This is a genomic window from Klebsiella quasivariicola, assembly GCF_002269255.1.
Taxonomy (GTDB): domain Bacteria; phylum Pseudomonadota; class Gammaproteobacteria; order Enterobacterales; family Enterobacteriaceae; genus Klebsiella; species Klebsiella quasivariicola.
The window spans coordinates 4,213,884-4,237,360 of record NZ_CP022823.1 but is presented as its reverse complement, the minus strand read 5'-3'; the positions used below and the strand labels follow the sequence as shown (position 1 = coordinate 4,237,360).

Here is a 23,477-nt window from a genome sequence, read left to right as displayed (position 1 = left end):
GGAAAAAATATGCTTCGTCGCCTGCTGCAGTTATATATTGGTCTGGTGCTTTACGGCGTGTCCACGGCGCTCTTCGTGCATGCCAATCTTGGCGCCGATCCGTGGGATGTTTTCCATCTCGGGGTGGCAAAACAGCTGGGGATCAGTTTCGGTACGGTGATTATTCTCACCGGCGCGGCGGTGCTGCTACTGTGGATCCCAATCCGCCAGATGCCAGGGCTCGGCACGGTGAGTAACGTTATCGTGCTGGGACTGGCGGCGGACGCCACGCTGGCCGTCCTGCCGCCGCTGGAGTCGCTGGTAGCCCGCAGTACACTGCTGGTGGTGGCGATTGTGCTGAACGCTATCGCTACCGGGATGTATATTGGCGCGGGCTTTGGCCCCGGGCCGCGCGATGGCTTAATGACTGGCCTGCACGCTCGCACTGGTTGGTCACTGCGCGGTATCCGGACGGCGATCGAGCTCTCTGTGCTGGTGATTGGCTGGCTGCTGGGGGGCAAGTTTGGCGTCGGCACGGTGATTTACGCGTTGGCGATTGGCCCGCTGATCCAGCTGTGCCTGCCGTGGTTTAGCCGACCCGTCACTCGCAAAGCGGTCAGCACTCCCCAGCAAACCGTCTCCTGAATTAATGACTCGCCCTCTTCATCACGGAGAGGGCCTTTCATCGCTTACAGGCCGCTCAGGCCATGAAGCATCATGTAAATCCCCACCACGATGATCAGTAAGCCTGAGATCCAGGGCGCCTTGCGCGAGAGGTCGTTAAGCCACGGCCAGCGGCGGGTGGCATGTTTCAGGCTCAGGGCGGCGATGGCCCCGGAAGCGACCAGCGTCAGCGCCAGACCGACGCTAAAGCCCAGCACCAGCGTGGCGCCCAGCGAGAATTTCTTCAGCTGTAAACAGATAAGCAGCACGGTAATGGACGCCGGGCAGGGGATCAGCCCGCCAGTCAGGCCAAACAGTACGATCTGCCCGGTCGTCACCTGGCGGCCATCAAAGCGTCGATTGATCTCCTGCGCATGAGCCCGCTGATGTGCGTCCTGCCACTCTTCCGCCACCAGCGGCGCGGCGGATGAAGGCGCATGGTGATGGTCATGTTTATGGTGATGATGTTCATGTTCATGTTCATGAGCGTGCGGATGATGAGAGTGCGTATGGGGCTGCGATTCGCGCCAGGTGCGCCAGAGCATCCAGCAGGCAATCAGTACAATCGCTATCCCCGAGATCAGCTGAAACCACGGTTCAGAGGTCTGTGCGTTCCAGCCGCGGCCAAACCACAGGCCGGCCATAGCGATCAGCCAGACGACCGCCGTATGCGAAACCGTCGCCGCAAGCCCCAGCAGTATCGCCTGTTTTAACGTTCCTCGTACCGCCACGATAAAGGCGGCCATCATGGTTTTTGAATGGCCCGGTTCAAGGCCGTGCAGGGCACCGAGCAGTATCGCGCTGGGAATAAACAGCCAGGCATTGCCCTGCTGCAGAAGGGAAGTGAAATCGTTCATATCGGGATCCTTGCCAAAAGTGCCTTTATCCTACTCCCCCCCAGTAGTAAAATACTACCCCCCAGTAGAAAAAGCGGCTGACAAAAGGGATCATGCTATGCTGGCAGGCGTTACTGATGATGAAGGTCGGTAATCACGGACAGAATGAAACGGTGGATCGTGCAATGTCACATACAGTTCGACACAAAAAAATGTTACTGACCCGACTGAAAAAGATTCAGGGGCAGAGTACCGCGTTAGAGAAAATGCTCAATCGCGAGCATGAGTGCGCTGAGGTGCTACAGCAGCTGGCGGCGATCCGTGGCGCGGTCAACGGTATGATGCTGCAGGTTATTCAGGGGCATCTGACCGACCATGTGGTGAAAGAGCCTGAAGAGACACAGCGTGAAGCGGATCTGGAGACGGTGATGCAGGTCATTAAATCCTATCTGAAGTAGCGCCCAGGCACGGGCGGCGAAGTGGCTACACCCGCTGGCTTCTGCTTATTGCTCCTGTTGCTTACTGCACTTGGAGGTTATTTTCCGCCCACAGAATAAACTGCTCTTTTGGCAGTGCTTTGCTGTACAGCCATCCCTGGGCGTACTGGACGCCGTGCTGGCGCAGCCAGTCGCGCTGGCTTTCCGTTTCCACCCCTTCGGCAACGGTGGCCAGATTGAGCGCTTTGGCCATTTCAATAATATGCGGCGTCAGCGGCCGGTATTCGAGGGTATCGACAAAGGATTTATCGATTTTCAGCGTGTCGACGTCCAGCTCCTGCAGATAGCTCAGGCTGGAGTAGCCGGTGCCAAAGTCATCAATCGAAATGCGGTGGCCGGCCTGACGGTAGTGCGCGATCACCGGCAGGGTGCTCTCCGGGTTGACAAACCCGCGCTCGGTGATCTCAAGGATGATCTGTTCGGCGGCGATCCCCCAGTGCTGCAGCTGATCGTGTAACAACGTCGGCAGGGTGGGCGAGCGTAAATCATCCACCGACAGGTTGATGGAGATATGTATTTCCGGGCGCTGCTGCAGCCAGGGCCCCAGGTCGGTAAAAATTTTCCTGACGATATCTTCCGTCAGCTGCGTGATAAGCCCAGTCTGTTCGGCCAGAGGAATAAAAATATCTGGCGATAAAAAGGTGCCATCGGGTTGCTGCCAGCGGGCCAACGCTTCTGCGCCGGCAATTTTCCCGTCCTGCAACGAGATTATCGGCTGATAGTAAACCTGAATCGCTTCGGAGTTGAGTGCGTCCAGCATACTGTTGCGTGGTGAACGCAGGTGCCTGAGCAGGCGCAGCAGCAGCCAGGTGGCGAGCAGGCTGGTGAAGATGCCGGCAGGGAGCCAGAAGATCAGCTGCTGTCGAATGCGCTGCTGCAGCGGTAGGGTGGAAGACCAGGTCACGATGCCAGAGCCCAGCTCGGGAATGCGCTGGATCCGGTAGACCGTGTTATCCAGCGTGAGCATATCCACATGTGGATCTTTTATACGTTGCCAGACTTTCGCCGGCAGCGGTTGACTGCTGATCACCATTTTCATGTGGTCCAAACCAAACAGCATGGTATGGATCTTCTCTTCGCTGGCGGGAACCACATCGATAAAGGAGATGGGATCGATCATCACCATATGCTGTTGGCTGCCCATGGCCGTCATCTGATGATCGAGGCCAAGATCGTTAATTGAGGTCAGCCAGGTGCGATAGCCGTCGGGGGCAATGTGGTCCGGCGGTGGAAAGGTGACCGCGACGCTATGGTCTTCCAGGGAGGAGCATTGTGGTACGGAATCGCGTAGCCAGAGCACTTCCTGGATATAGCGGTGAGTGTAGGCAATGCGGCGGAGCGTAAGCAGATGTTCAGGGCTACAGGAGGCGGCGGTGTGTGCGTCGGCCTCTCGCAGCGCTTCCCGGGCCTGGTCAGCGACCTGCAGCGTCCGAACGACGATACGGTTGGAATAATCATCCAGTTCACGATAGAACTGCATTTTGGCCTGCCGCGCTGCCTGCCAGATGCTGAAGGAGATGGGCAGGATGATGGCCAGTATCAGCACCCCTGTAAACAGCGCTACCAGATGCCGGGTCCTCATGCCTGTATCCTTTTTATCTCGCGGGTTGCCATCAGTATATGCGAAAGATAAACCGGGCGCAGCGGGAGAAAGAATGCCGCTCAGGGAAAAAAGCCGGCATCACAAGTGCCTGCGATGCCGGGAGAGAAGGATGATTCCGATGCAGCAGAATAAAAATGAGGGTGTGAATGCCGGGCAGGGTGTATTCCGGCATTCAGTCACAGCATACGCTGCGCAGATGACAGCAATATGTTAGCTAGTGCGCATCCGGAGCCGTGATGTCGGCGCTGATGCGCAGATCGTTCTCATCAAACACCATGCAGAAGCGGTCGTCGAAGGCCAGATTAATCTTCTGCCACGGGCGGAAATGGACGTCGCCGGGCAGCAAAACCTTGACGTTATCGTGGCCGTAGCACTGACCAAACAGGTAAGTATTGTTACCCAGACGCTCCACCACTTCACACTGAAACTCCACCACCGTACCGGTAGTAACTTCCGGAGTGAGGTGTTCTGGCCGGATCCCCAACGTTACCGCGGCGCCGGGCTTCAGCGGTTGGGTGGCGATGTTCAGGGTCAGCTGATGGTCCTGCGCGAGGGTGACCGTTAGGCGTTCCGGCTGCCAGTCGCTGACGACGGCCGGCAAAAAGTTCATCTTTGGCGAGCCGATAAAGCCGGCGACGAATTTGTTGACCGGATTGTAATATAGCGCCATCGGCGAACCCATTTGTTCTACCTTTCCGTAGTTCATGACCACGATTTTATCGGCCAGGGTCATCGCTTCCACCTGATCGTGCGTGACATACACCATGGTGGTTTTCAGCTCCTGGTGCAGGCGGGCAATATGCAGGCGCATATCGACGCGCAGCTCCGCATCAAGGTTAGAGAGCGGCTCATCGAACATAAACACCCGGGGATTACGCACGATCGCGCGGCCAATGGCCACGCGCTGCCGCTGGCCGCCGGAGAGCTGCTTCGGTTTACGGTCCAGCAGGTGCGAGAGCTGCAGGGTTTTGGCCACCATTTCCACCTGGCGGCGGATCTCCTCCTTCGGCACCTTATTCACCTTCAGCCCGTAGCCCATATTCTCCGCCACGGTCATATGCGGATAGAGCGCATAGGACTGGAAGACCATTGCCACGCCACGGCGGGCGGGCACCACATCATTCATCACCTCATCGCCGATCAGCACTTCTCCTTCGCTGACCTCTTCCAGTCCGGCAATCATGCGCAGCAGCGTCGATTTTCCACAGCCGGAAGGGCCGACGAAGACCGCAAACTCGCCATCTTCAATATCGAGATTGACCTGGTGCAGCGTCACCGTGCTGCCGAACCTTTTGGTGACATTCCTCAGTCGTATATTGGACATCCACATTCCCCGGAGTGAGTAGCTGTTATTTGCCGTTGGTTTGTCACTATGTTGAGTGTGATTTGTATTACGTGTAACAAATCGGTGTGACGATGTTCAACAGCAGTAAAGTCATGGCCCGACTATAACTTCCGCGGATTTTGCGCCATACAGGGACGTTTCATTTCTGCAAGGATGATCACACAACTGGCAGCTTATGGTAGTTTTATCAACGATAAAAGCGTAGCGTATAACAAAAGCGAATCAGAACATGTTTTCCATGTAACACGGCAGTTTGAAATGATTTATTTTTCTAACTGACAGACGTAAGTCACATAAAAACCATTAAATTGTTATACCTTCACATGAGGTTGATAATGAAAAAGAACACGCTTGCTGCACTAATCCTTACCACCCTGGCGGCGGGGCAACTCACCAGCCTGCAGGCGCATGCCGCCGGCCAGCTCAACGTCTGGGAAGACATTAAGAAATCCGCGGGTATTAAAACCGCGGTCAGTGATTTTGAGAAGCAGTACAACGTGAAGGTCAATCTGCAGGAGATGCCTTATGCCCAGCAGCTGGAAAAGCTGCGCCTTGACGGGCCGGCGGGTATCGGGCCGGACGTGCTGGTGATCCCGAATGACCAGCTCGGCGGTGCCGTGGTTCAGGGACTTCTCTCACCGCTCAATGTCGATCAGGCGAAACAGGATGCCTTTACGCCAGCCTCCATCAATGCCTTCCGCATGGACAACGCGCTGTACGGGATCCCGAAGGCGGTGGAAACCCTGGTGCTTATTTACAACAAGGACCTGATCGACAAGCCGCTGGACAGCCTGCAGGCCTGGCTCGACTACTCGAAGACCCAGCGCGAACAGAACAAATACGGTCTGCTGGCCAAGTTTGATCAGATCTACTACAGCTGGGGAGCCATTGGCCCGATGGGCGGCTATATCTTCGCTAAAAACGACAGCGGCGGCTTTAATCCGCAGCAGGTGGGCCTCAATACCCCCGGCGCAGTGGAAGCCGTTACCTTCCTGAAAAAATTCTATGCCGAGCAGGCCTTCCCGGCGGGGATCCTCGGCGATAACGGGCTGAATGCCATCGATTCGCTGTTTACCGAGAAAAAAGCGGCGGCGGTAATCAACGGTCCCTGGGCCTTCCAGCCGTATGAAGCCGCAGGCATCAACTATGGCGTGGTGCCGCTACCAACTCTGCCGGACGGCAAGCCAATGAGCTCCTTCCTCGGCGTGAAGGGCTATGTGGTATCGACCTGGAGTAAAGACAAAGCGCTGGCGCAACAGTTTATCGAGTTCATCAACCAGCCGCAGTATGTGAAAGCCCGCTACATCGCAACCGGTGAAATTCCGCCGCTGAAGGCGATGATTGACGATCCGGTGATTAAAAACGACGAAAAGGCGAGCGCTGTCGCCGTACAGTCGGCGCGGGCAATGGCCATGCCGGGCATTCCGGAGATGGGCGAAGTGTGGGGGCCGGCCAACGCCGCGCTTGAACTGAGCCTTACCGGCAAGCAGGCGCCGCAGGCCGCGCTCGATAACGCGGTGAAACAGATCAAGATGCAGATCGAAGCAATGCAGGCCAGCAATCAGTAATTCACCGTCACGTGAAGTCACAGAGCGGGAGGGGGACCTCCCGTTTGTAGAAGGAGTCGAGTGTGAGCATCCATTCCAGCGAAAATTTTAGCGACGCGCGCGGGCCCGGGCGGCATGCGTGGTGCGGCCTGCTGCTGGCAATCGTGCCGGGTTTCGGTCAGTTTTATCATCGCCAGTGGCTGAAAGGGCTGGTCTTCCTGGTGCTGCTGAGCAGCTTTCTGGGTATTTTTTATGATTTCCTGCGCGAGGGGCTGTGGGGGCTATATACCCTGGGCGAGGAGGTACCGCGGGATAACTCTATCTTCCTGTTAGCCGAGGGGATTATCAGCGTACTGATCGTCGCCTTTGGCGTGCTGATCTATTTTCTCTCGCTGCGTGATGCGTGGCTCAACGGTAAAAAACGTGATGAGGGGATCGCCCTCAACAGCGTGCGTAAGCAGTACCAGATGCTGCTGAGCGACGGCTTTCCATACCTGATGATCACCCCGGGCTTTATTTTGCTGGTCTTTGTGGTGATCTTTCCGATTCTGTTTGGTTTCGCCATCGCTTTCACCAACTACAACCTCTACCACACGCCGCCAGCGAAGCTGGTTGACTGGGTGGGGCTGAAAAACTTCGTCAATATTTTTACCCTCTCCATCTGGCGCTCCACTTTCCTGGATGTGCTGCAGTGGACGGTGGTGTGGACACTGCTGGCGACCACCCTGCAGTGTACGGTGGGCGTGCTGTTGGCCATTCTGGTCAACCAAAAAGATCTGCGCTTTAAGCCGTTGATCCGCACCATCTTTATTTTGCCGTGGGCGGTGCCGGGGTTTGTCACCATCCTCGTCTTTGCCGGGATGTTCAACGACTCCTTCGGGGTCATCAACAACGCGATCCTGTCCTTCTTCGGCATCAGTCCTAAGGCATGGCTCACCGATCCGTTCTGGACTAAAACGGCGCTGATCATGATGCAGACCTGGCTTGGTTTCCCGTTTGTGTTTGCCATGACCACCGGCGTGTTACAGGCGATCCCGGACGATCTGTATGAAGCCGCAACGATGGACGGCGCCAGCGCCTTTACCCGCTTGCGTACCATTACTCTGCCGCTGGTGCTGTACGCGATCGCGCCGATCATCATCACCCAGTACACCTTCAACTTTAATAACTTCAACATCATTTACCTGTTCAACAACGGCGGTCCTGCGGTGGCGGGCTCTAACGCCGGCGGGACGGATATTCTGGTGTCGTGGATCTATAAGCTGACGATGTCCTCGTCGCAGTACGCCATCGCGGCGACCATCACGATCCTGCTGTCGATCTTTGTCGTCGGCCTGGCGCTGTGGCAGTTCCGCGCCACCAAATCCTTCAAAAATGACGACATGGCGTAAGGGAAGCAACATGGCTCAATCACCCAGTATTAAACGCGAAAAGTGGATCCGACTCTCTCTCACCTGGCTGGTGGTCATCCTGGTCTCGGTGGTGATTATCTATCCGCTGGTCTGGACGGTCGGGGCGTCGCTGAACGCCGGCAATAGCCTGCTCAGTACCTCAATCATTCCGGAAAATGTGTCGTTCCAGCATTATGCCGATCTGTTTAATGGCAATGTGAATTACCTCACCTGGTACTGGAACTCGATGAAAATCAGCTTCCTGACCATGGTGCTGACCCTGATTAGCGTCAGCTTTACCGCTTACGCCTTCTCCCGCTTCCGCTTTAAAGGGCGGCAGAACGGGCTGATGCTGTTCCTGCTGCTGCAGATGATCCCGCAGTTTTCTGCACTGATTGCGATCTTCGTCCTGTCGCAGCTGCTTGGCCTGATTAACAGCCATCTGGCGCTGGTGCTGATCTACGTCGGCGGGATGATCCCGATGAATACCTGGCTGATGAAGGGGTATCTCGATGCGATCCCCAAAGACCTGGATGAGTCCGCTCGCATGGACGGCGCCAGCAGCTTTCGCATCTTTATCGAGATCATCATGCCGTTGTCGAGGCCGATCCTCGCGGTGGTGGCGCTGTTCTCGTTCACTGGTCCGCTGGGGGATTTTATCCTCTCCAGCACCATCCTGCGTACCCCGGATAAATACACGCTGCCTATCGGTCTGTATAACCTGGTGGCGCAAAAAATGGGTGCCAGCTACACCACCTACGCGGCGGGGGCAGTGCTGATTGCCGTACCGGTGGCGATCCTCTATCTGGCGCTACAAAAATACTTCGTCTCCGGCCTGACCTCGGGCAGTACTAAAGGATAAGCACATGAAAAGATTCACACCCGCATGGCTTGCGGTTTGTCTGGCATGCAGTTTTTCCCTTCCTTCACTGGCCGCGGACGCGCTTGAAACCCGCGCGTTTCACGCCATGCCAGCGGACTTTATCAAAGGCGCGGATATCTCCACGCTGCTGGATGCGGAAAAACACGGGGCGACCTTTTACGACCAGAATAATCAGCGCAAGGATCCGATCGCCATTCTGAAAGAGAACGGCGTCAACTATGTCCGCCTCCGTCTGTGGGTTGATCCGCAATCGGCGAGCGGCGAGGACTATGGCGGCGGGAACAATGATCTGGCCACCACCCTGGCGCTGGCGAAGCGGGCGAAAGCCCAGGGGATGAAGCTGCTGCTTGATTTTCATTACAGCGATTTCTGGACCGATCCCGGCAAGCAGTTCAAGCCGAAAGCCTGGGAAAAGATGGATTACCCGCAGCTGAAAACGGCGATTCATGACTATACCCGCGATACTATCGCCCGCTTTAAGCAGGCGGGCGTGCTGCCGGATATGGTGCAGATTGGCAATGAAATCAACGGCGGCATCCTGTGGCCGGAAGGGAAAAGCTGGGGGCAGGGTGGCGGAGAATTCGACCGGCTGGCCGGCCTGCTGAACGCGGCTATCGATGGCCTGAAGGAGAACCTGCGCCACGGCGAGCAGGTGAAAATCATGCTGCATCTGGCCGAAGGGACCAAAAATGATACCTTCCGCTGGTGGTTTGATGAGATTGATAAACGCCATGTGCCGTATGACGTGATTGGGCTGTCGATGTACACCTACTGGAATGGCCCGATCAGCGCTCTGAAGGCCAATATGGATGACATTAGCAAACGCTATAACAAAGACGTTATCGTCGTCGAGGCGGCCTACGCCTATACCCTGGCCAACTGCGACAACGCGGAAAATAGTTTCCAGGCGAAAGAAGAAAAGGATGGGGGATATCCCGCCACCGTACAGGGACAATATAACTATATTCACGATTTAATGCAGGCGGTGGTTGATGTGCCTGACCAGCGCGGTAAAGGTATTTTCTATTGGGAGCCTACATGGATTGCCGTGCCGGGAAATACCTGGGCCACGCCGGCGGGAATGAAATATATCCATGACGAGTGGAAAGAGGGCAATGCACGTGAAAATCAGGCGCTATTTGATTGTCAGGGAAAAGTATTGCCGTCGGTAAAAGTATTTAATTAATTTTTTGTCGTTCTTTTCAGGAAGTTTATTATGAATAAATTTGCACCTTTACATCCGAAGGTTAATACGCTGCTGCATGGCGCGGATTATAATCCGGAGCAATGGGAGAATGACCCCGATATTATTGATAAAGACATTGCCATGATGCAGCAGGCAAAATGCAATGTGATGTCGGTGGGAATATTTAGCTGGGCGAAACTTGAGCCACGCGAAGGGGTATTTGATTTCGCCTGGCTGGACACTATTCTGGATAAACTGTATGCCGCCGGTATACATGTTTTTCTGGCCACGCCGAGCGGCGCGCGTCCGGCGTGGATGTCGCAACGCTATCCGCAGGTTCTGCGGGTAGGGCGCGATCGGGTGCCGGCCCTGCACGGCGGCCGTCACAATCATTGTATGTCGTCGCCGGTCTATCGCGAGAAGACCCTGAAAATCAATAGCCTGCTCGCAGAACGTTACTCCTCACACCCGGCCGTGCTGGGTTGGCATATTTCCAACGAATATGGCGGTGAATGCCATTGCGATCTCTGCCAGAACCGTTTTCGCGACTGGCTGAAGGCGCGTTACCAGACCCTGGAGGATCTCAACCAGGCCTGGTGGAGTACCTTCTGGAGCCATACCTATACCGACTGGTCGCAGATTGAATCGCCTGCGCCGCAGGGCGAGGTGTCGATCCACGGTCTCAATCTTGACTGGCGCCGTTTTAACACCGCTCAGGTGACCGATTTTTGCCGCCATGAAATTGCCCCGCTGAAAGCGGCGAATGCCGCTCTGCCAGTGACCACCAATTTTATGGAATATTTCTACGATTACGACTACTGGCAGCTGGCGGAGGCGCTGGATTTCATCTCCTGGGACAGCTATCCGATGTGGCACCGCGATAAAGACGAAACCGCGCTGGCCTGCTACACCGCGATGTATCACGACATGATGCGCAGCCTGAAGGGTGGTAAGCCGTTTGTGCTGATGGAGTCCACACCGGGCGCCACCAACTGGCAGCCGACCAGCAAACTGAAGAAGCCGGGAATGCATATTCTCTCCTCGCTGCAGGCGGTAGCGCATGGTGCCGACTCGGTGCAGTATTTCCAGTGGCGGAAGAGTCGCGGGTCAGTAGAGAAATTTCACGGCGCGGTGGTCGACCACGTTGGGCACATTGATACCCGCATTGGCCGTGAAGTCTGCCAGCTGGGCGAGATCCTCAGTAAGCTGCCGGAGGTGAGGGGCTGTCGCACCGAGGCGAAAGTAGCGATTATCTTCGACCAGCAGAACCGCTGGGCGCTGGATGATGCCCAGGGGCCACGCAATCTTGGGATGGAATATGAGAAGACGGTCAACGAGCACTACCGCCCGTTCTGGGAGCAGGGCATCGCCGTCGATGTGATTGACGCCGATGTTGATTTAACGCCGTACCAGTTAGTGATTGCCCCGATGTTATATATGGTGCGCGACGGCTTTGCCGGGCGGGCAGAGGCGTTTGTCGCCAGCGGCGGCCACCTGGTGACCACCTACTGGACCGGCATCGTCAATGAGTCCGATCTCTGCTATCTCGGCGGCTTCCCGGGCCCGCTGCGCAATCTGCTGGGGATCTGGGCGGAAGAGATCGACTGCCTCAATGACGGCGAGTTTAATCTGGTGCAGGGGCTTGCCGGGAATCAGTGCGGTCTGCAGGGCCCTTATCAGGTGCGCCATCTCTGCGAACTGATCCATACCGAGAGCGCCCAGGCGCTGGCCACCTACCGGGATGATTTTTATGCCGGACGGCCGGCGGTGACGGTGAACGAGTTCGGGAAAGGCAAAGCCTGGCATGTGGCCTCCCGCAACGATTTAGCCTTCCAGCGCGATTTCTTTAGCGCCCTGAGCAAGGAGCTGGCCCTGCCGCGGGCGATAGCGACGGAGTTACCACCCGGCGTGGTGGCCACTGCGCGCACTGACGGTGACAACGCATTTATCTTCCTGCAGAACTACAGCGCCCAAAGCCATACCCTGACTCTGCCGCAAGGGTATTGGGATTGCCTGACCGACGCGGCGGTGTCGGCTCCGCTGAGCCTGTCAGCATGGGATTGTCGTATTCTCCGTCGTCACGCGTAATTTCTTCTTTTCCACGCCTGCTCTGACGAGCAGGCTTTTTTTTATCTTAAACCTGGAGTTTATTATGGTGAGTTTAAAATCCTTCCTGCACTATTTCTCTCCTGCGCGTCCGGCACAGCCATTAAGCGAGGCGGAAAAACAGCAAATTGAGGCGCTTATTCAGGCCTTTGGTGGCGAAGCGAATATTACGCAAGTGGATGCCTGTATTACGCGTCTGCGCGTGACGGTTCGTCATCTTGCAGACGTAGATACGGACGCATTACAGCAGCAGGGGGCGCTGGGCGTTATTATTCTTGGTCAGCAGGTGCATGCCATTTTCGGTAAACAGTCCGATGCGCTGCGTCAGCTTTTGGATGAACATTTTGCCGCCCGGAAATAAATAAAACGGGATAACCTGAAAACAGGTTATCCCGAAAATAAGACAAAGACAGCAGTGGCAATAAACTTTACCGGAAGATAATTAACAGTCTTACAGCAGGAGATAAAAATAACGTATTAGTCATAGCCGCGCGCGATTACCACCAGGCCTCGACCTGCACGCCGAAATTCCAGGTATTATTCGCCGTCTGGTCTTCAAACGGTTTACCATCCTCGGAATCATTCAAGTATGAAGCAAAAATGCGTAATTCCGGACGTGACATAAAGTCTGGCCCGTCCGCCAGGCCCAGCGCAATGGTGTATTTCTCACCCGCCTGTTTGTAGCTGGTGCCATTGTTGTAGCTGTCTTTCTGATAGAAACCGCCAACTTCGCCAATCAGGCGCACATAGTCGGTGAACTGGTATTGTCCGCGCGCGACCAGCGACAGCATCCGCGTTTTGTCGGTATAGTCGGTAATGTCATCCGCTGAGCCCCAGGTCAGGACATGGTTGATGGAGAACTTCTCAGTAATGGGGATCAAGCCAGTGTTAATCACACGGTAACCGGTGGCGTCGTTCACGTAGTTCCACATATCGTACCAGCCGCCGCCCTGGGAGACCATGTTCTGCGCCAGGCCTTTGTTGGCGTACTGCAGCACGGTTTTGTTATAGCCGCCCAGCATATCCTGACTGATTTCACCGGTCAGCATGACGCCGTTGTCAGCATCGTACAGTCCGCCGTAGCTATCCTGTTTTTTCGTGGTGTTTGGCATCGCGTAGTCGATACCGAATTCGGTCCACGAGCCCGCCCACGGCTTCCAGCCCGCGTAGCGTAAATCGATATAGTTAATATTGACGTTGCTGTCGCCATCGACGCGATAGTCAACATCGTTGGCATCGCCGCGGATCCAGGCCAGCGAGACGGCGCCCGGGCCGAGGGTGTAGTTTTCCACCCCGGCCCCGGAGCCGGATATGTTCCAGTATTTGGTATCGATGATATGCAGATCGTGGCGCTGGTAGTAACGTTTACCCCCCCAGATCACCGCATTTGGATCGCCCGGGATCAGCCCTTTGATCTGCAGGTTCAGCTGACGTAAGCCGAACTGTGCATCATCGTTCAGCGTGGTTTCATTATCGTTAGAGCCGTCGGAGACCATGCTGACCATACTGTCGAGATAGAAGCTGACGTCATCTTTCTTGTAGACCTCAGAGCCCAGCTCCAGCTCGCCATAGGTATCCGACTCGTTCCCCAAACGGCCCAGCTTATTTTTTTGCCATTCCGCTTCGCTACCATCGCCGGAGACCCCAACCCCGGCGCGCATATAGCCATGGAAATCGATCGTCGGGATCGCGGCAGAAGCCGCAAATGCGGAAGGGGCGATTAGCGCAGCGGCTAACGCGACTGAAAGGGCGCGCAGTGTAGTGTTCATCTCTATCCTCTTATTGTTTTGTATTACGTTCACATAACTGATGTCATAAAATGCCTAAATGTAACTTCAGGCAAATGAGATATGATTATTGTGTGACTAACTGCAAATAATCACACTGGTTTTTGTTGCGATGGGTGAGATGATTCACAATTCACTGTATTGTGAACGTAATACTTTTATAGGTGTTTTTTTGCAATGAGAAGTGGCGGTGAGCGTTTTTTCAAATGGCCCCTGTTACAATCATGAGATAACAACATAAGGAACCGGACCATGAAGTCTAAAAGCGCTACTCTGGAAGACGTTGCCCGTCATGCAGGCGTCTCTTACCAGACCGTGTCCAGGGTACTCAATAAATCTGCCAATGTATCCGAAGCGACGCGCCGCAAGGTGGAGAAATCGATAGAGGCCTTACGCTATGTGCCAAACCGGCTGGCGCAGCAGCTGGTGGGAAAGGAGAGTCAGACGGTCGGTCTGGTGACTATTTCGCTGGCCTGGCATGCGCCTTCCCAGGTGGCGGCGGCGGTAAAACGCTATGCCAATCTGGAAGGTTATCAGGTACTGATTTCGATGATCGATGAGAGCGTCAACCAAAGTATCCAGGATTCTATCAATGAGCTGAAATCTCAGCGGGTGGACAAGGTCATTATCAACGTGCCGCTGGAGACCGAACAGGCGCAGAAAATCGCCGCTGACAATGATGATATCGTCTGCCTTTTTCTCGATGTCGATCCCTACAGCTCCGTGTTTAACGTTTCGTTTAACCCGGCGGACGGTACCCGGGCCAGCGTCAAATATCTCTATGAGATGGGGCATCGGGAGATCGCGTTGCTGGCGGGGCCGGACAGCTCGGTGTCGGCCAAGCTCCGGCTAAAAAGCTGGCTGGAAACCCTTGATGGCTACGGCCTGAAGCCGGTGACTATTCTGCATGGCAACTGGGATGCGCAAAGCGGCTATGCTGGTGCACTGCAGATGCTGCGCGAAACGCCCAATTTCAGCGCCGTGCTGGTAGGTAATGACCAGATGGCGCTGGGGGTGCTCAGCGCTTTCCATCAGCATCAGGTGGCGGTGCCGGGTGAGAAGTCCGTTATTGGCTATGACGATACCTACGAAAGCTCGTTTTTCTATCCGGCACTGAGTACGGTGTCGCTGGATCTCGATCTGCAGGGGAAGGAGGCTGTGCGGCGGATCCTCGCCAGTACCAGCGGCGCGTCGCATACCTCATCCATCCTGCCGGCACGCCTGGTGATACGCCATTCCAGCGGTGCCCGAGTCGAGGAGGGAAAAGATCTGCAGGCTATCGCGGAACAGCTCCGCGCCATCGCCCACCGTCTGGCACCCTGAAGCCAAAGGCGGGGAAACTCGCCTTTTCACCCTTACCCTTAAATTAAGCAGGGTTGATCTTTGTCACAGCACGGCGTAACCTTGTTGTTATGTTATAACGTAATAAAGAGGTCATCATGAAAGCCCATATTCATCCTCCCTATCGTACGGTGGTGTTTCACGACACCAGCGCGAATGAGTATTTTAAAGTCGGATCAACTATTCGCACCGATCGCGTGATTGAGCTCGATGGCGAAACATTTCCGTATGTGACGATCGACGTCTCCTCGAAATCGCATCCGTACTACACGGGCAAACAAAAAACGTTCGCCAGTGAAGGCAGTGCAGCCCGTTTCCGCCAGCGTTTCGGCGGCTTTATTGATGCCAAAAGGAAAGCATGATGCAGGTCGTCAACTCATTACGCCGCGCCAAACAGCGCCACCCTGATTGCCAGCTGGTCAAGCGCAAAGGGCGGCTGTATGTGATCTGTAAGAGTAACCCCCGCTTCAAAGCGGTACAGGGGCGTAAAAAACGTCGTTAACGGAAACTCTCCAGGGGACGGCGCTGCTGGCCGTCGGCGGTAAAATTGTCGACGGCCAGCCATTGCCGCATGGCGTTATCCAGCTGCGGCCATTCGCCGTCTATTACCGAAAACCAGTCCGTGTCCCGGTTGTGTCCTTTGCTCACCAGCGCCTGGCGAAAACGTCCTTCGTACTGAAACCCCAGCCGCCTTGCCGCCCGGGCTGAGGGGATATTAAGACTGTTGCATTTCCATTCATAGCGCCGGTAGCCAAGCGTGTCGAAGACATACTGCATCAACAGCCAGTGCGCTTCGGTCGCCATGGCGGTCCGACTTAATAACGGCGAAAAATGCACATGCCCCACCTCGACCACGCCGTGGGCGGCATCGATACGCATTAACGCCAGCGAGCCGATCGCTTTCCCGTGTTGTTGGTCAACGACGGCAAAATGGATCGGATCCGCCAGCGTGGCCACCTGCGTTACCCAGGCACTAAATTCAGCGAGACTGCTCTCTGGCTCACGCAGCAGCCAGGTCCAGCTGCGGGCGTCAGGCGCCAGCTGGTGGGCCGCAAACAGATCGCTGGCATGGGCGGGGGTCAGTGGTTCCAGGCGGCAGCGGCTACCCTGCAATACCTGTCGTGACGGCCAGGGGCGCGGTTGCCAGTCAGGCAGTGCGGCGCCGAGCGCCTGTCCAAACTGATTGTATTCACACATTACGGTTTCCTCATCAGGGATTTGCTGGCAGCGTACGCGCTAGCTGGTTCCATAAAAAGAGCCATCAGAGTATGTTTTTATGGGGCCACGAGGAGGCGAAATGAATATACCGGACGAGGCATTTTTTGCGTTGCTGGCGCAGGGGTTACGGCAGCGTGAGGATGAAACTCTGCAGCGTGCGCTGTACCACACATTGCGCAATGCCATCCTGCAGGGAACACTGGCGGCCTGCTGCCGTTTGCCCGGCTCGCGGGTTATTGCCGGATACCTGCAGCTGTCGCGCAATACGGTCAATGCCGCACTGGAGCAGCTGGCGCTGGAAGGTTATCTGACGCGGAGCCGTCAGGGGACGCAGGTGGTACCGCTCGCCGCCTGCCGCGAAGAGTCGATGAAGGTGCCGCCCGTCGTGCTGCCTGAGCGGCTGCAGGGGCTGCCAGCCGCAATGCGCCGCGACTCTCCGACGCTGCTGTTTACCCCTGGCATGCCGGCGGTGAACTATTTCCCGTTGCCGCTATGGCGGCGGCTGATGGATAACGTCTTACGCGACGAGGGTAGCGCGCTGCTGGGCTATGGCGAGGCGGCAGGCGACCCCCTGCTGCGGGAGGCTATCGCTCGCCATCTGGCGCTCTCCCGGGGGATCCGCTGTGATATTCGGCAAATTGTCATTACCGAGGGGGCGCTGGAAGGCGTTAATTTATGTACTTCACTGCTGACCAGCCCGGGCGATAGCGTATGGGTGGAAGAGCCGGGTTATGTGGGGGCCAGGAGTGTCTTCCTGCGGGCGGGGCTGCGGGTCAGCGGGATGGCCGTCGATGATGAAGGGATGCAAATAGCAGACAGCGTCGCGGAGCCGCCCCGGCTGATCTTCACCTCTCCCTCTCATCAGTATCCCCTCGGGAGCGTCATGAGCGCTGCGCGACGTCTGGCGCTGGTGGAGTATGCCCGCCTGCACGGGGCATGGATTGTGGAAGATGACTATGACAGCGAGTTTCGCCATAGCGGAGAACCGATCCCGGCGATGTTGGGGATGGTCCCTGACGCTCCGGTGGTGTATCTCGGCACCTTCAGCAAAACGCTTTTTCCGGCGCTGCGTATTGGCTTCATGGTCATGCCGTCCGCGCTGGCGGATGCTGCTCAGGCGGTAATCGGCGCACTGCTGCGTGGCGGACACCGTACCGAACAGCGCGCGCTGGCCAGGTTTATTGAGAAGGGGCACTATGCGCGCCATCTGGCGGCCATGCGCCGTTTGTACCGCAAACGTCAACAACAGCTGCGCGAAGCGCTGGCGCAAGAGATCACCGTGCCGTGTGAGGTTCTCGGCGGAGGAGGAGGGATGCATCTGACGGTCGCTATGGAGGGCGTCAATGACCGAATGCTGGCGCAGCAGGCGCGGCAGTTTCAACTGGCGCCTGCCGCGTTAAGTCATTTCTATCTCGACCCGCAGCGAGCGCGGAGCGGACTGGTGCTTGGGTATGGCAATACCTCTGCTTCTCGCTATCTCCTGGCGCTACGGACGCTAAATCGCCTTATTGCGCAGCACCGGCGCGGGTGAGGGTAAAGACATCGTAGAAGGAGAGCTCGCCTTTGGTGGCGACCATTTTTTTGAGCTGCGCCTTCTGCTCGCTATCGACGTCCGGCGACTGAAGAATGCGATCGATCAGCTGTCGGGGGACAAAGCGGGTGTTGTACCATTCCCCGTTGTAGCACACGCGAAAATCGAGGACATCGATATCCTCATAACGATAGCGAGGATAGACGTCAAAGAAGAAAAAGGCGTTGAACAGGATGAACAGCACCACCAGCAACCACACCGAGTCTACCAGCGTTTCAGAGCGTAGCATGACCACCAGCGTCGCCAGAAACGCGGCATACATGGCAACAAACAGCCCGGGATGGTTGCGGATAAAACTGATACTAAAACGCGGGCGATTATCGCGTTTTTCCTGAACGTTGAGTTCGTCAATGGTGTGAGTCAGCAGGCGTTGTATTTCTGTCATCTTGGTCCCCGAATTCTGCCATGAGCCAACAACGAGCGCCCGGCGGACCGGGCATAGCAGGCTCAGCCTGAAGGCTATTTTATGTTGCAATATTCCGGGGTGAAAGTAACAGATCGGTTACAGAAAAGCATAACAGTTACGTATTTGGCTGCGGAAGCCGCTTGATGATCTGCGCCGGATTACCGCCAACGACAGCAAAGGCCGGAACATCTTTGGTGACGACCGCGCCGGAGGCGATAACCGCATTGTCGCCAATGGTTACCCCGGGGTTAATCACCGCCCGGCCGCCGATCCACACGTTATGACCAATGGTGACGGGCTTACCGTATTCCTGACCACTGTTACGAGCATCGGCATCGAGGGGGTGGGTGGCGGTATAAATATGGACTCCCGGCGCCAGCATACAGTTATCTCCAATGTGGATGGGACAGACGTCCAGCATCACGCAGTCGAAATTGGCGTAAAAATGGGAACCGAGAAAGATATTGTAGCCGTAATCGCAGCGAAAGCTCGGCTCGATATATGCATCGCCGGCGCGACCGAACAATTCGGCCAGAATATACTGACGCTCTTGCTGTGCATCCGGAGAAGAATGATTATAACGATGCAGCAGATGTCTGGCCCGCAGACGATCGGCGCAGAGGGTAGGGTCGCCAGATAAATAGAGCTCACCAGCGATCATTTTGCGTTTTTCTTCACTCATGGAATTTCCTTATACCTGATTCTTTATCACCATAGCAGTATAAAAAAGAAACCGGTTACAGGCTCGCTGTAAAAGGAAAAATGTGAGTACTATCACAAAGATACCCTGCAGATGCGGGGATTGTCACCTCGACAATAGACCTCGCTCTGCACAACAATTAACGGATAAATTTCCAGACCGACGTCGGGATCTTATCGTAGAGCTTATTCATCGTCAGTTCAGCCAGACGATGATCGGCTGCTGAGTAAAATACCGCCAGTTCATTATCAGACAGTTCATATTTATTTTTTTCGATGACGCGCTCCAGCGTGTCAATTGTCTGGCAACGGCGTAAGCGCATCAAATAGTCTGTTTTAGTTAATGGCTTATCAGACATAATTCCACCTTTTGATTGTAATAATTCTAACACGAAAGACTGGCCGGGTTTTCCCGGCTGGCGTTGACAAAGCAACGAAATAGTCGATTACCGGATTTTTTCCACTTCTGCAAATCCGAGGAGTTAATGCCGTAGTTACTGAACAATGTGAAAGTATCGTCCAGATATTCGTCAACTTGATCGATCAGTTTATTATCCTCGGCATACTTAATTTTATAATTAAGCGCGAACGTGGCAATGTGCTCGATCAATTCATTTAACTGAAGATTGACAGCCGATGTCGGGTCGTTAACCCACCCATGGTTGCTCTCTTCCAGGTTTGCAAGACAGTCATGATACAGCGTTTCGCAGAGAAAGCGTAGCTGTGCTATATCATGTCTTTTTGGCGAGTATTCGTCCATAACGCATCCCCTTTTGAGTGGTTTAAACGACGACTAACAAACACCGTTGTGGGATGAACACGACTAACTGACCTGGCACTAACTGAGTAATCCTGCTGATTTAACTATAATCCACTCTCCAAAAGATTTCATCGTGCTATTACGAAAAATTACAATTATCAGGGAGAAATTATCTTAAAAATAGACGAATTAATTTCCTCGATTTCGGTACCAGACCTGAAAAATAGAGAAGTCTTATCAATCATTGGCTTAAGGCTGGCAGCTGTCGCGTTCAGAAACCGCCGACCACTGACAATGATATTAGGATTATTCCTGGTAAAAGTACGTATGTTGAACCTGAATGCTGAGCAATCTGATAAAAACAGCCTGGAACATATGTATATATATTAAATGCAGCACGAAAAATAAACAATGGCAATATGTGCCCTGTGGCAGGCAGACAAAAAAAGGGCCGCGATGGCGGCCCTTTGTTCAGGATTGATGATTAATGATGCTCAACCTGATGGCTGTGCTCAATATCTTCCGATTTCTTGCTAAAGCGGCGGCGAACCACCACGAAGAACACCGGCACGAAGAAGATGGCCAGAATCGTCGCAGTCACCATCCCGCCCATTACGCCTGTACCAACGGCGTTCTGCGCGCCGGAGCCGGCACCGGAGCTGATAACCAACGGCATTACCCCGAGGATAAACGCCAGGGAGGTCATCAGGATTGGACGCAGACGCATACGTACTGCTTCAAGCGTCGCCTCAATCAGCCCTTTGCCTTCTTTCTCCATCAGGTCTTTGGCGAATTCAACGATCAATATCGCGTTCTTCGCCGACAGGCCGATGGTCGTCAGCAGACCCACCTGGAAGTAAACGTCATTGGTTAACCCGCGGAAGGTGGCGGCTAACAGCGCACCGACCACACCCAACGGTACAACCAGCATAACCGAGAATGGAATCGACCAGCTCTCGTACAGGGCCGCCAGACACAGGAAGACAACAATCAGCGAGATGGCATACAGGGCGGGGGCCTGGTTGCCGGACAGTCGTTCCTGATAAGACATCCCGGTCCAGTCGTAGCCGATACCTGATGGCAGCTTACCCGCCAGCTCTTCCATCAGCGCCATCGCTTCACCGGTACTCTTGCCTGGCGCTGCCTGGCCGAGAATTTCCAGCGATGGCAGACCGTTGTAACGTTCCAGACGCGGCGAGCCGTATTCCCAACGCGAGGTCGAGAAGGCGGAGAACGGCACCATCTGGCCATCACTACCGCGAACATACCACTTGCCGATGTCTTCCGGCAGCATACGGTATTTCGCTTCAGACATGATGTACACTTTTTTCACGCGACCGCGGTCGATAAAGTCGTTGACATAGCTTCCGCCCCAGGCCGCGCCCAGCGTGGTGTTGATGTCGCTGATGGAGACGCCCAGCGCCTGGGCTTTTTCCTGATCGATATCGACTTTGAACTGCGGCGTATCTTCCAGGCCGTTAGGACGCACGCCGGTCAGCACGTCAGGGTGCTGAGCCACCATGCCAAACAGCTGGTTACGCGCTTGAGTCAGTTTTTCGTGGCCCAGACCGCCCTGGTCAATGAGCTGGAAGTCAAAGCCGGTCGCGGTACCCAGTTCAACGATAGCCGGCAGGTTAAAGGCGAACACCATCGCATCTTTAATCTGCGAGAAGTAGCCCATCGCCCGGCCGGTAATCGCTTCAACTTTGTTTTCCTCGCCCGGACGCTGGCTCCAGTCTTTCAGCGAGACGAACGCGATACCGGTGTTCTGGCCACGACCGGCGAAACCGAAGCCGTTAACCGCAAACACGGATTCCACGTTATCCTTCTCTTTGGTGAGATAGTAGTTCGTCATCTCATCCAGCACTTTCTGCGTACGTTCCTGGGTCGCGCCAGCAGGCAACTGCGCCATACTCAGGAATACCCCCTGGTCCTCGTCCGGCAGGAAGGAGCTCGGCAGACGCACGAACAGCCAGGCCATGCCTACTACGATGATCAGATACAGCAGCAGATAACGACCGGTGCTGCGCAGAATGTTGCCTACGCTATCGGTGTAATGGTGCGTGCTCTTATCGAACATGCGGTTAAACCAGCCGAAGAAACCGGTGGTTGCGCCATGGCTGCCTTTCTGAATAGGTTTCAGCATCGTGGCGCACAGCGCCGGCGTCAGGATCAACGCTACCAGTACCGACAGCGCCATCGCGGAAACGATGGTGATGGAGAACTGACGATAGATAGCCCCGGTTGAACCGCCGAAGAATGCCATTGGGATAAATACCGCCGACAGCACCATGGCGATACCGACCAGCGCGCCCTGAATCTGCCCCATCGATTTACGTGTTGCTTCTTTCGGCGGCAGGCCTTCTTCCGCCATTACACGCTCGACGTTCTCGACCACCACGATGGCGTCATCCACCAACAGGCCGATGGCGAGTACCATCCCGAACATCGTCAGGGTGTTTATTGAGAAGCCGAATGCCGCCAGGACCGCAAAGGTACCTAACAGGACTACCGGTACCGCGATGGTTGGGATCAGCGTGGCGCGGAAGTTCTGCAGGAACAGATACATAACCAGGAACACCAGGATGATCGCTTCCACCAGCGTTTTAACCACTTCGTGAATAGAGATTTTCACGAACGGGGTGGTGTCGTACGGGTAAACGATTTTCAGGCCCGATGGGAAAAACGGCTCCATCTTCGCCAGTTCAGCGCGGATAGCGTTGGCGGTATCCAGCGCGTTCGCGCCGGTAGCCAGTTTAATACCCAGACCGGATGCCGGCTGGCCGTTAAACTTCGCCACCACATCATAGCTTTCGCCGCCCAGTTCAATTTTGGCGACATCACGCAGACGAACCTGGGAACCGTCCTGGTTCACCTTCAGCAGAATGTTGCCAAACTCTTCGGTATTGGTCAGACGGGTTTGCGCGATGATCGAGGCGTTAAGCTGCTGGCCTTTCACCGGCGGCGTACCGCCTAACTGACCCGCGGCCACCTGGGCGTTCTGCGCTTTCAGCGCGCTGATCACGTCCACCGGCGTCAGCTGGAAGTTGTTCAGTTTGTTCGGGTCCATCCAGATACGCATCGCGTACTGGGAACCGAACAGCTGAACGTCACCGACGCCGCTGGTACGGCTGATCGGGTCCTTCATGTTGGCCGCCACGTAGTCCGAAATATCGTCCTGGTTCATGGTGCCGTTGGTGTTAATAACGCCGACAACCATCAGGAAGCTGCTGGACGCTTTCTCAACGCTAATCCCTTGCTGCTGTACTTCTTGTGGCAGCAGGGGCGTCGCCAGCGCCAGCTTGTTCTGTACCTGGACCTGGGCGATATCCGGATCGGTGCCGGATTCGAAGGTCAGGGTGATGGTCGCCGTACCGGTGGAGTCGCCATTTGAGGACATGTACATCAGGTGGTCGATACCGTTCATATTCTGTTCGATAACCTGAGTCACGGTGTTCTGCACGGTTTCGGCGTCAGCACCGGGGTACATGGCGGTAATGGAAATTGCTGGCGGCGCAATCGTCGGATATTGCGCTACCGGCAATTTGAGGATCGATAATCCCCCAGCCAGCATGATGATGATGGCGATCACCCATGCAAATATGGGGCGATCGATAAAGAAATTAGGCATGTCTTAAC

The 23,477-nt window shown here is 55.4% G+C and carries 22 protein-coding genes and 1 pseudogene; 13 read left to right on the top strand and 10 right to left on the bottom strand.

The window, feature by feature from the left end:
• The first annotated feature begins 9 nt into the window (after window positions 1-9).
• Window positions 10-624 carry a membrane protein YczE gene (gene yczE, locus B8P98_RS21450; protein WP_025710675.1) on the top strand — a complete coding sequence of 205 codons (615 nt, stop codon included), beginning with the start codon at window positions 10-12 and terminating at the stop codon, window positions 622-624.
• 44 nt (window positions 625-668) lie between these two features.
• On the opposite strand, the gene B8P98_RS21445 is transcribed toward yczE, so the two are convergent.
• Window positions 669-1,499, bottom strand: coding sequence for a nickel/cobalt efflux protein RcnA (locus B8P98_RS21445; protein WP_025710676.1), 831 nt, complete (start codon window positions 1,497-1,499; stop codon window positions 669-671).
• A gap of 164 nt (window positions 1,500-1,663) precedes the next feature.
• On the opposite strand from B8P98_RS21445, the gene B8P98_RS21440 reads away from it, so the two are divergent.
• Window positions 1,664-1,936 carry a metal/formaldehyde-sensitive transcriptional repressor gene (locus B8P98_RS21440; RefSeq protein WP_025710677.1) on the top strand — a complete coding sequence of 91 codons (273 nt, stop codon included), beginning with the start codon at window positions 1,664-1,666 and terminating at the stop codon, window positions 1,934-1,936.
• Window positions 1,937-1,997: 61 nt separating this feature from the next.
• On the opposite strand, the gene B8P98_RS21435 is transcribed toward B8P98_RS21440, so the two are convergent.
• Both B8P98_RS21435 and B8P98_RS21430 read right to left on the bottom strand, forming a co-directional pair.
• Window positions 1,998-3,557, bottom strand: a complete 1,560-nt coding sequence (locus B8P98_RS21435) for an EAL domain-containing protein (protein ID WP_025710678.1) — start codon at window positions 3,555-3,557, stop codon at window positions 1,998-2,000.
• A gap of 235 nt (window positions 3,558-3,792) precedes the next feature.
• Entirely contained in the window at window positions 3,793-4,902 is a 1,110-nt protein-coding gene (locus B8P98_RS21430; protein ID WP_042929008.1) for an ABC transporter ATP-binding protein, read from the bottom strand.
• A 356-nt stretch (window positions 4,903-5,258) separates the two neighbouring features.
• On the opposite strand from B8P98_RS21430, the gene B8P98_RS21425 reads away from it, so the two are divergent.
• The 6 genes from B8P98_RS21425 (at window position 5,259) to B8P98_RS21400 (ending at window position 12,397) form a co-directional block, all read left to right on the top strand.
• Complete coding sequence (locus B8P98_RS21425; RefSeq protein WP_025710680.1) at window positions 5,259-6,491, top strand: maltodextrin ABC transporter substrate-binding protein; 1,233 nt, start codon at window positions 5,259-5,261, stop codon at window positions 6,489-6,491.
• A gap of 62 nt (window positions 6,492-6,553) precedes the next feature.
• The gene (locus tag B8P98_RS21420) at window positions 6,554-7,861 is read left to right on the top strand and encodes a carbohydrate ABC transporter permease (protein WP_008805425.1); all 1,308 of its coding nucleotides are present in this window, start codon (window positions 6,554-6,556) and stop codon (window positions 7,859-7,861) included.
• 10 nt (window positions 7,862-7,871) lie between these two features.
• A complete protein-coding gene (locus B8P98_RS21415) occupies window positions 7,872-8,723 on the top strand; it encodes a sugar ABC transporter permease (RefSeq protein WP_000079398.1) in 852 nt (283 codons plus the stop codon).
• Window positions 8,724-8,727: 4 nt separating this feature from the next.
• Complete coding sequence (locus tag B8P98_RS21410) at window positions 8,728-9,930, top strand: glycoside hydrolase family 53 protein (protein ID WP_025710681.1); 1,203 nt, start codon at window positions 8,728-8,730, stop codon at window positions 9,928-9,930.
• A gap of 30 nt (window positions 9,931-9,960) precedes the next feature.
• Window positions 9,961-12,018 (top strand): beta-galactosidase, encoded by a 2,058-nt coding sequence (locus B8P98_RS21405; RefSeq protein WP_025710682.1) that lies wholly within the window; start codon window positions 9,961-9,963, stop codon window positions 12,016-12,018.
• Between the two features lie 64 nt (window positions 12,019-12,082).
• Window positions 12,083-12,397 carry a glucose PTS transporter subunit EIIB gene (locus tag B8P98_RS21400; protein ID WP_095033402.1) on the top strand — a complete coding sequence of 105 codons (315 nt, stop codon included), beginning with the start codon at window positions 12,083-12,085 and terminating at the stop codon, window positions 12,395-12,397.
• 136 nt (window positions 12,398-12,533) lie between these two features.
• Here B8P98_RS21400 and B8P98_RS21395 read toward each other — a convergent pair whose 3' ends face one another.
• Window positions 12,534-13,805, bottom strand: coding sequence for a maltoporin (locus B8P98_RS21395; protein ID WP_025710684.1), 1,272 nt, complete (start codon window positions 13,803-13,805; stop codon window positions 12,534-12,536).
• A gap of 270 nt (window positions 13,806-14,075) precedes the next feature.
• Here B8P98_RS21395 and B8P98_RS21390 point away from each other — a divergent pair, with 270 nt between their 5' ends.
• From B8P98_RS21390 to ykgO, 3 genes are all read left to right on the top strand, one after another.
• Complete coding sequence (locus B8P98_RS21390; protein ID WP_025710685.1) at window positions 14,076-15,146, top strand: LacI family DNA-binding transcriptional regulator; 1,071 nt, start codon at window positions 14,076-14,078, stop codon at window positions 15,144-15,146.
• A 116-nt stretch (window positions 15,147-15,262) separates the two neighbouring features.
• Window positions 15,263-15,526, top strand: coding sequence for a type B 50S ribosomal protein L31 (locus B8P98_RS21385; protein ID WP_080924893.1), 264 nt, complete (start codon window positions 15,263-15,265; stop codon window positions 15,524-15,526).
• On the top strand, window positions 15,526-15,666 hold the full coding sequence (gene ykgO, locus B8P98_RS21380; protein ID WP_025710687.1) for a type B 50S ribosomal protein L36: 141 nt from the start codon (window positions 15,526-15,528) through the stop codon (window positions 15,664-15,666). The genes B8P98_RS21385 and ykgO overlap by 1 nt, the downstream gene beginning before the upstream one ends.
• Here ykgO and B8P98_RS21375 read toward each other — a convergent pair.
• Window positions 15,663-16,361, bottom strand: a complete 699-nt coding sequence (locus B8P98_RS21375; RefSeq protein ID WP_025710688.1) for a GNAT family N-acetyltransferase — start codon at window positions 16,359-16,361, stop codon at window positions 15,663-15,665. The two genes, ykgO and B8P98_RS21375, sit on opposite strands and share 4 nt — an antisense overlap.
• 100 nt (window positions 16,362-16,461) lie before the next feature.
• On the opposite strand from B8P98_RS21375, the gene pdxR reads away from it, so the two are divergent.
• On the top strand, window positions 16,462-17,913 hold the full coding sequence (gene pdxR, locus B8P98_RS21370) for a MocR-like pyridoxine biosynthesis transcription factor PdxR (RefSeq protein ID WP_080924892.1): 1,452 nt from the start codon (window positions 16,462-16,464) through the stop codon (window positions 17,911-17,913).
• On the opposite strand, the gene B8P98_RS21365 is transcribed toward pdxR, so the two are convergent.
• The gene (locus B8P98_RS21365; RefSeq protein ID WP_025710690.1) at window positions 17,888-18,358 is read right to left on the bottom strand and encodes a YlaC family protein; all 471 of its coding nucleotides are present in this window, start codon (window positions 18,356-18,358) and stop codon (window positions 17,888-17,890) included. The genes pdxR and B8P98_RS21365 overlap by 26 nt on opposite strands.
• A gap of 36 nt (window positions 18,359-18,394) precedes the next feature.
• On the opposite strand from B8P98_RS21365, the pseudogene B8P98_RS31150 reads away from it, so the two are divergent.
• Window positions 18,395-18,523, top strand: a pseudogene (locus B8P98_RS31150) (hypothetical protein); the annotation flags it as partial.
• Here B8P98_RS31150 and maa read toward each other — a convergent pair.
• From maa to acrB, 4 genes are all read right to left on the bottom strand, one after another.
• A complete protein-coding gene (gene maa / locus B8P98_RS21360) occupies window positions 18,495-19,061 on the bottom strand; it encodes a maltose O-acetyltransferase (protein ID WP_025710691.1) in 567 nt (188 codons plus the stop codon). The pseudogene B8P98_RS31150 and the gene maa sit on opposite strands and share 29 nt — an antisense overlap.
• Before the next feature lie 157 nt (window positions 19,062-19,218).
• A complete protein-coding gene (locus B8P98_RS21355) occupies window positions 19,219-19,437 on the bottom strand; it encodes an HHA domain-containing protein (protein WP_002892050.1) in 219 nt (72 codons plus the stop codon).
• Between the two features lie 26 nt (window positions 19,438-19,463).
• On the bottom strand, window positions 19,464-19,838 hold the full coding sequence (gene tomB, locus B8P98_RS21350; protein WP_025710692.1) for an Hha toxicity modulator TomB: 375 nt from the start codon (window positions 19,836-19,838) through the stop codon (window positions 19,464-19,466).
• A 484-nt stretch (window positions 19,839-20,322) separates the two neighbouring features.
• Window positions 20,323-23,469 carry a multidrug efflux RND transporter permease subunit AcrB gene (gene acrB / locus B8P98_RS21345; protein WP_025710693.1) on the bottom strand — a complete coding sequence of 1,049 codons (3,147 nt, stop codon included), beginning with the start codon at window positions 23,467-23,469 and terminating at the stop codon, window positions 20,323-20,325.
• Between the last annotated feature and the right edge of the window lie 8 nt (window positions 23,470-23,477).

Excerpts from the sequence above, each read along its gene's own strand:
- ykgO (WP_025710687.1), top strand. The coding sequence starts at position 15,526 with ATGCAGGTCGTCAACTCATTACGCCGCGCCAAACAGCGCCACCCTGAT.
- pdxR (WP_080924892.1), top strand. The coding sequence starts at position 16,462 with ATGAATATACCGGACGAGGCATTTTTTGCGTTGCTGGCGCAGGGGTTA.
- B8P98_RS21395 (WP_025710684.1), bottom strand. The coding sequence starts at position 13,805 with ATGAACACTACACTGCGCGCCCTTTCAGTCGCGTTAGCCGCTGCGCTA.
- tomB (WP_025710692.1), bottom strand. The coding sequence starts at position 19,838 with ATGGACGAATACTCGCCAAAAAGACATGATATAGCACAGCTACGCTTT.
- B8P98_RS21440 (WP_025710677.1), top strand. The coding sequence starts at position 1,664 with ATGTCACATACAGTTCGACACAAAAAAATGTTACTGACCCGACTGAAA.
- B8P98_RS21435 (WP_025710678.1), bottom strand. The coding sequence starts at position 3,557 with ATGAGGACCCGGCATCTGGTAGCGCTGTTTACAGGGGTGCTGATACTG.
- B8P98_RS21385 (WP_080924893.1), top strand. The coding sequence starts at position 15,263 with ATGAAAGCCCATATTCATCCTCCCTATCGTACGGTGGTGTTTCACGAC.
- yczE (WP_025710675.1), top strand. The coding sequence starts at position 10 with ATGCTTCGTCGCCTGCTGCAGTTATATATTGGTCTGGTGCTTTACGGC.
- B8P98_RS21365 (WP_025710690.1), bottom strand. The coding sequence starts at position 18,358 with ATGACAGAAATACAACGCCTGCTGACTCACACCATTGACGAACTCAAC.
- B8P98_RS21445 (WP_025710676.1), bottom strand. The coding sequence starts at position 1,499 with ATGAACGATTTCACTTCCCTTCTGCAGCAGGGCAATGCCTGGCTGTTT.
- B8P98_RS21430 (WP_042929008.1), bottom strand. The coding sequence starts at position 4,902 with ATGTCCAATATACGACTGAGGAATGTCACCAAAAGGTTCGGCAGCACG.
- B8P98_RS21415 (WP_000079398.1), top strand. The coding sequence starts at position 7,872 with ATGGCTCAATCACCCAGTATTAAACGCGAAAAGTGGATCCGACTCTCT.
- B8P98_RS21375 (WP_025710688.1), bottom strand. The coding sequence starts at position 16,361 with ATGTGTGAATACAATCAGTTTGGACAGGCGCTCGGCGCCGCACTGCCT.
- acrB (WP_025710693.1), bottom strand. The coding sequence starts at position 23,469 with ATGCCTAATTTCTTTATCGATCGCCCCATATTTGCATGGGTGATCGCC.
- B8P98_RS21405 (WP_025710682.1), top strand. The coding sequence starts at position 9,961 with ATGAATAAATTTGCACCTTTACATCCGAAGGTTAATACGCTGCTGCAT.
- maa (WP_025710691.1), bottom strand. The coding sequence starts at position 19,061 with ATGAGTGAAGAAAAACGCAAAATGATCGCTGGTGAGCTCTATTTATCT.
- B8P98_RS21400 (WP_095033402.1), top strand. The coding sequence starts at position 12,083 with ATGGTGAGTTTAAAATCCTTCCTGCACTATTTCTCTCCTGCGCGTCCG.
- B8P98_RS21390 (WP_025710685.1), top strand. The coding sequence starts at position 14,076 with ATGAAGTCTAAAAGCGCTACTCTGGAAGACGTTGCCCGTCATGCAGGC.
- B8P98_RS21410 (WP_025710681.1), top strand. The coding sequence starts at position 8,728 with ATGAAAAGATTCACACCCGCATGGCTTGCGGTTTGTCTGGCATGCAGT.
- B8P98_RS21425 (WP_025710680.1), top strand. The coding sequence starts at position 5,259 with ATGAAAAAGAACACGCTTGCTGCACTAATCCTTACCACCCTGGCGGCG.
- B8P98_RS21355 (WP_002892050.1), bottom strand. The coding sequence starts at position 19,437 with ATGTCTGATAAGCCATTAACTAAAACAGACTATTTGATGCGCTTACGC.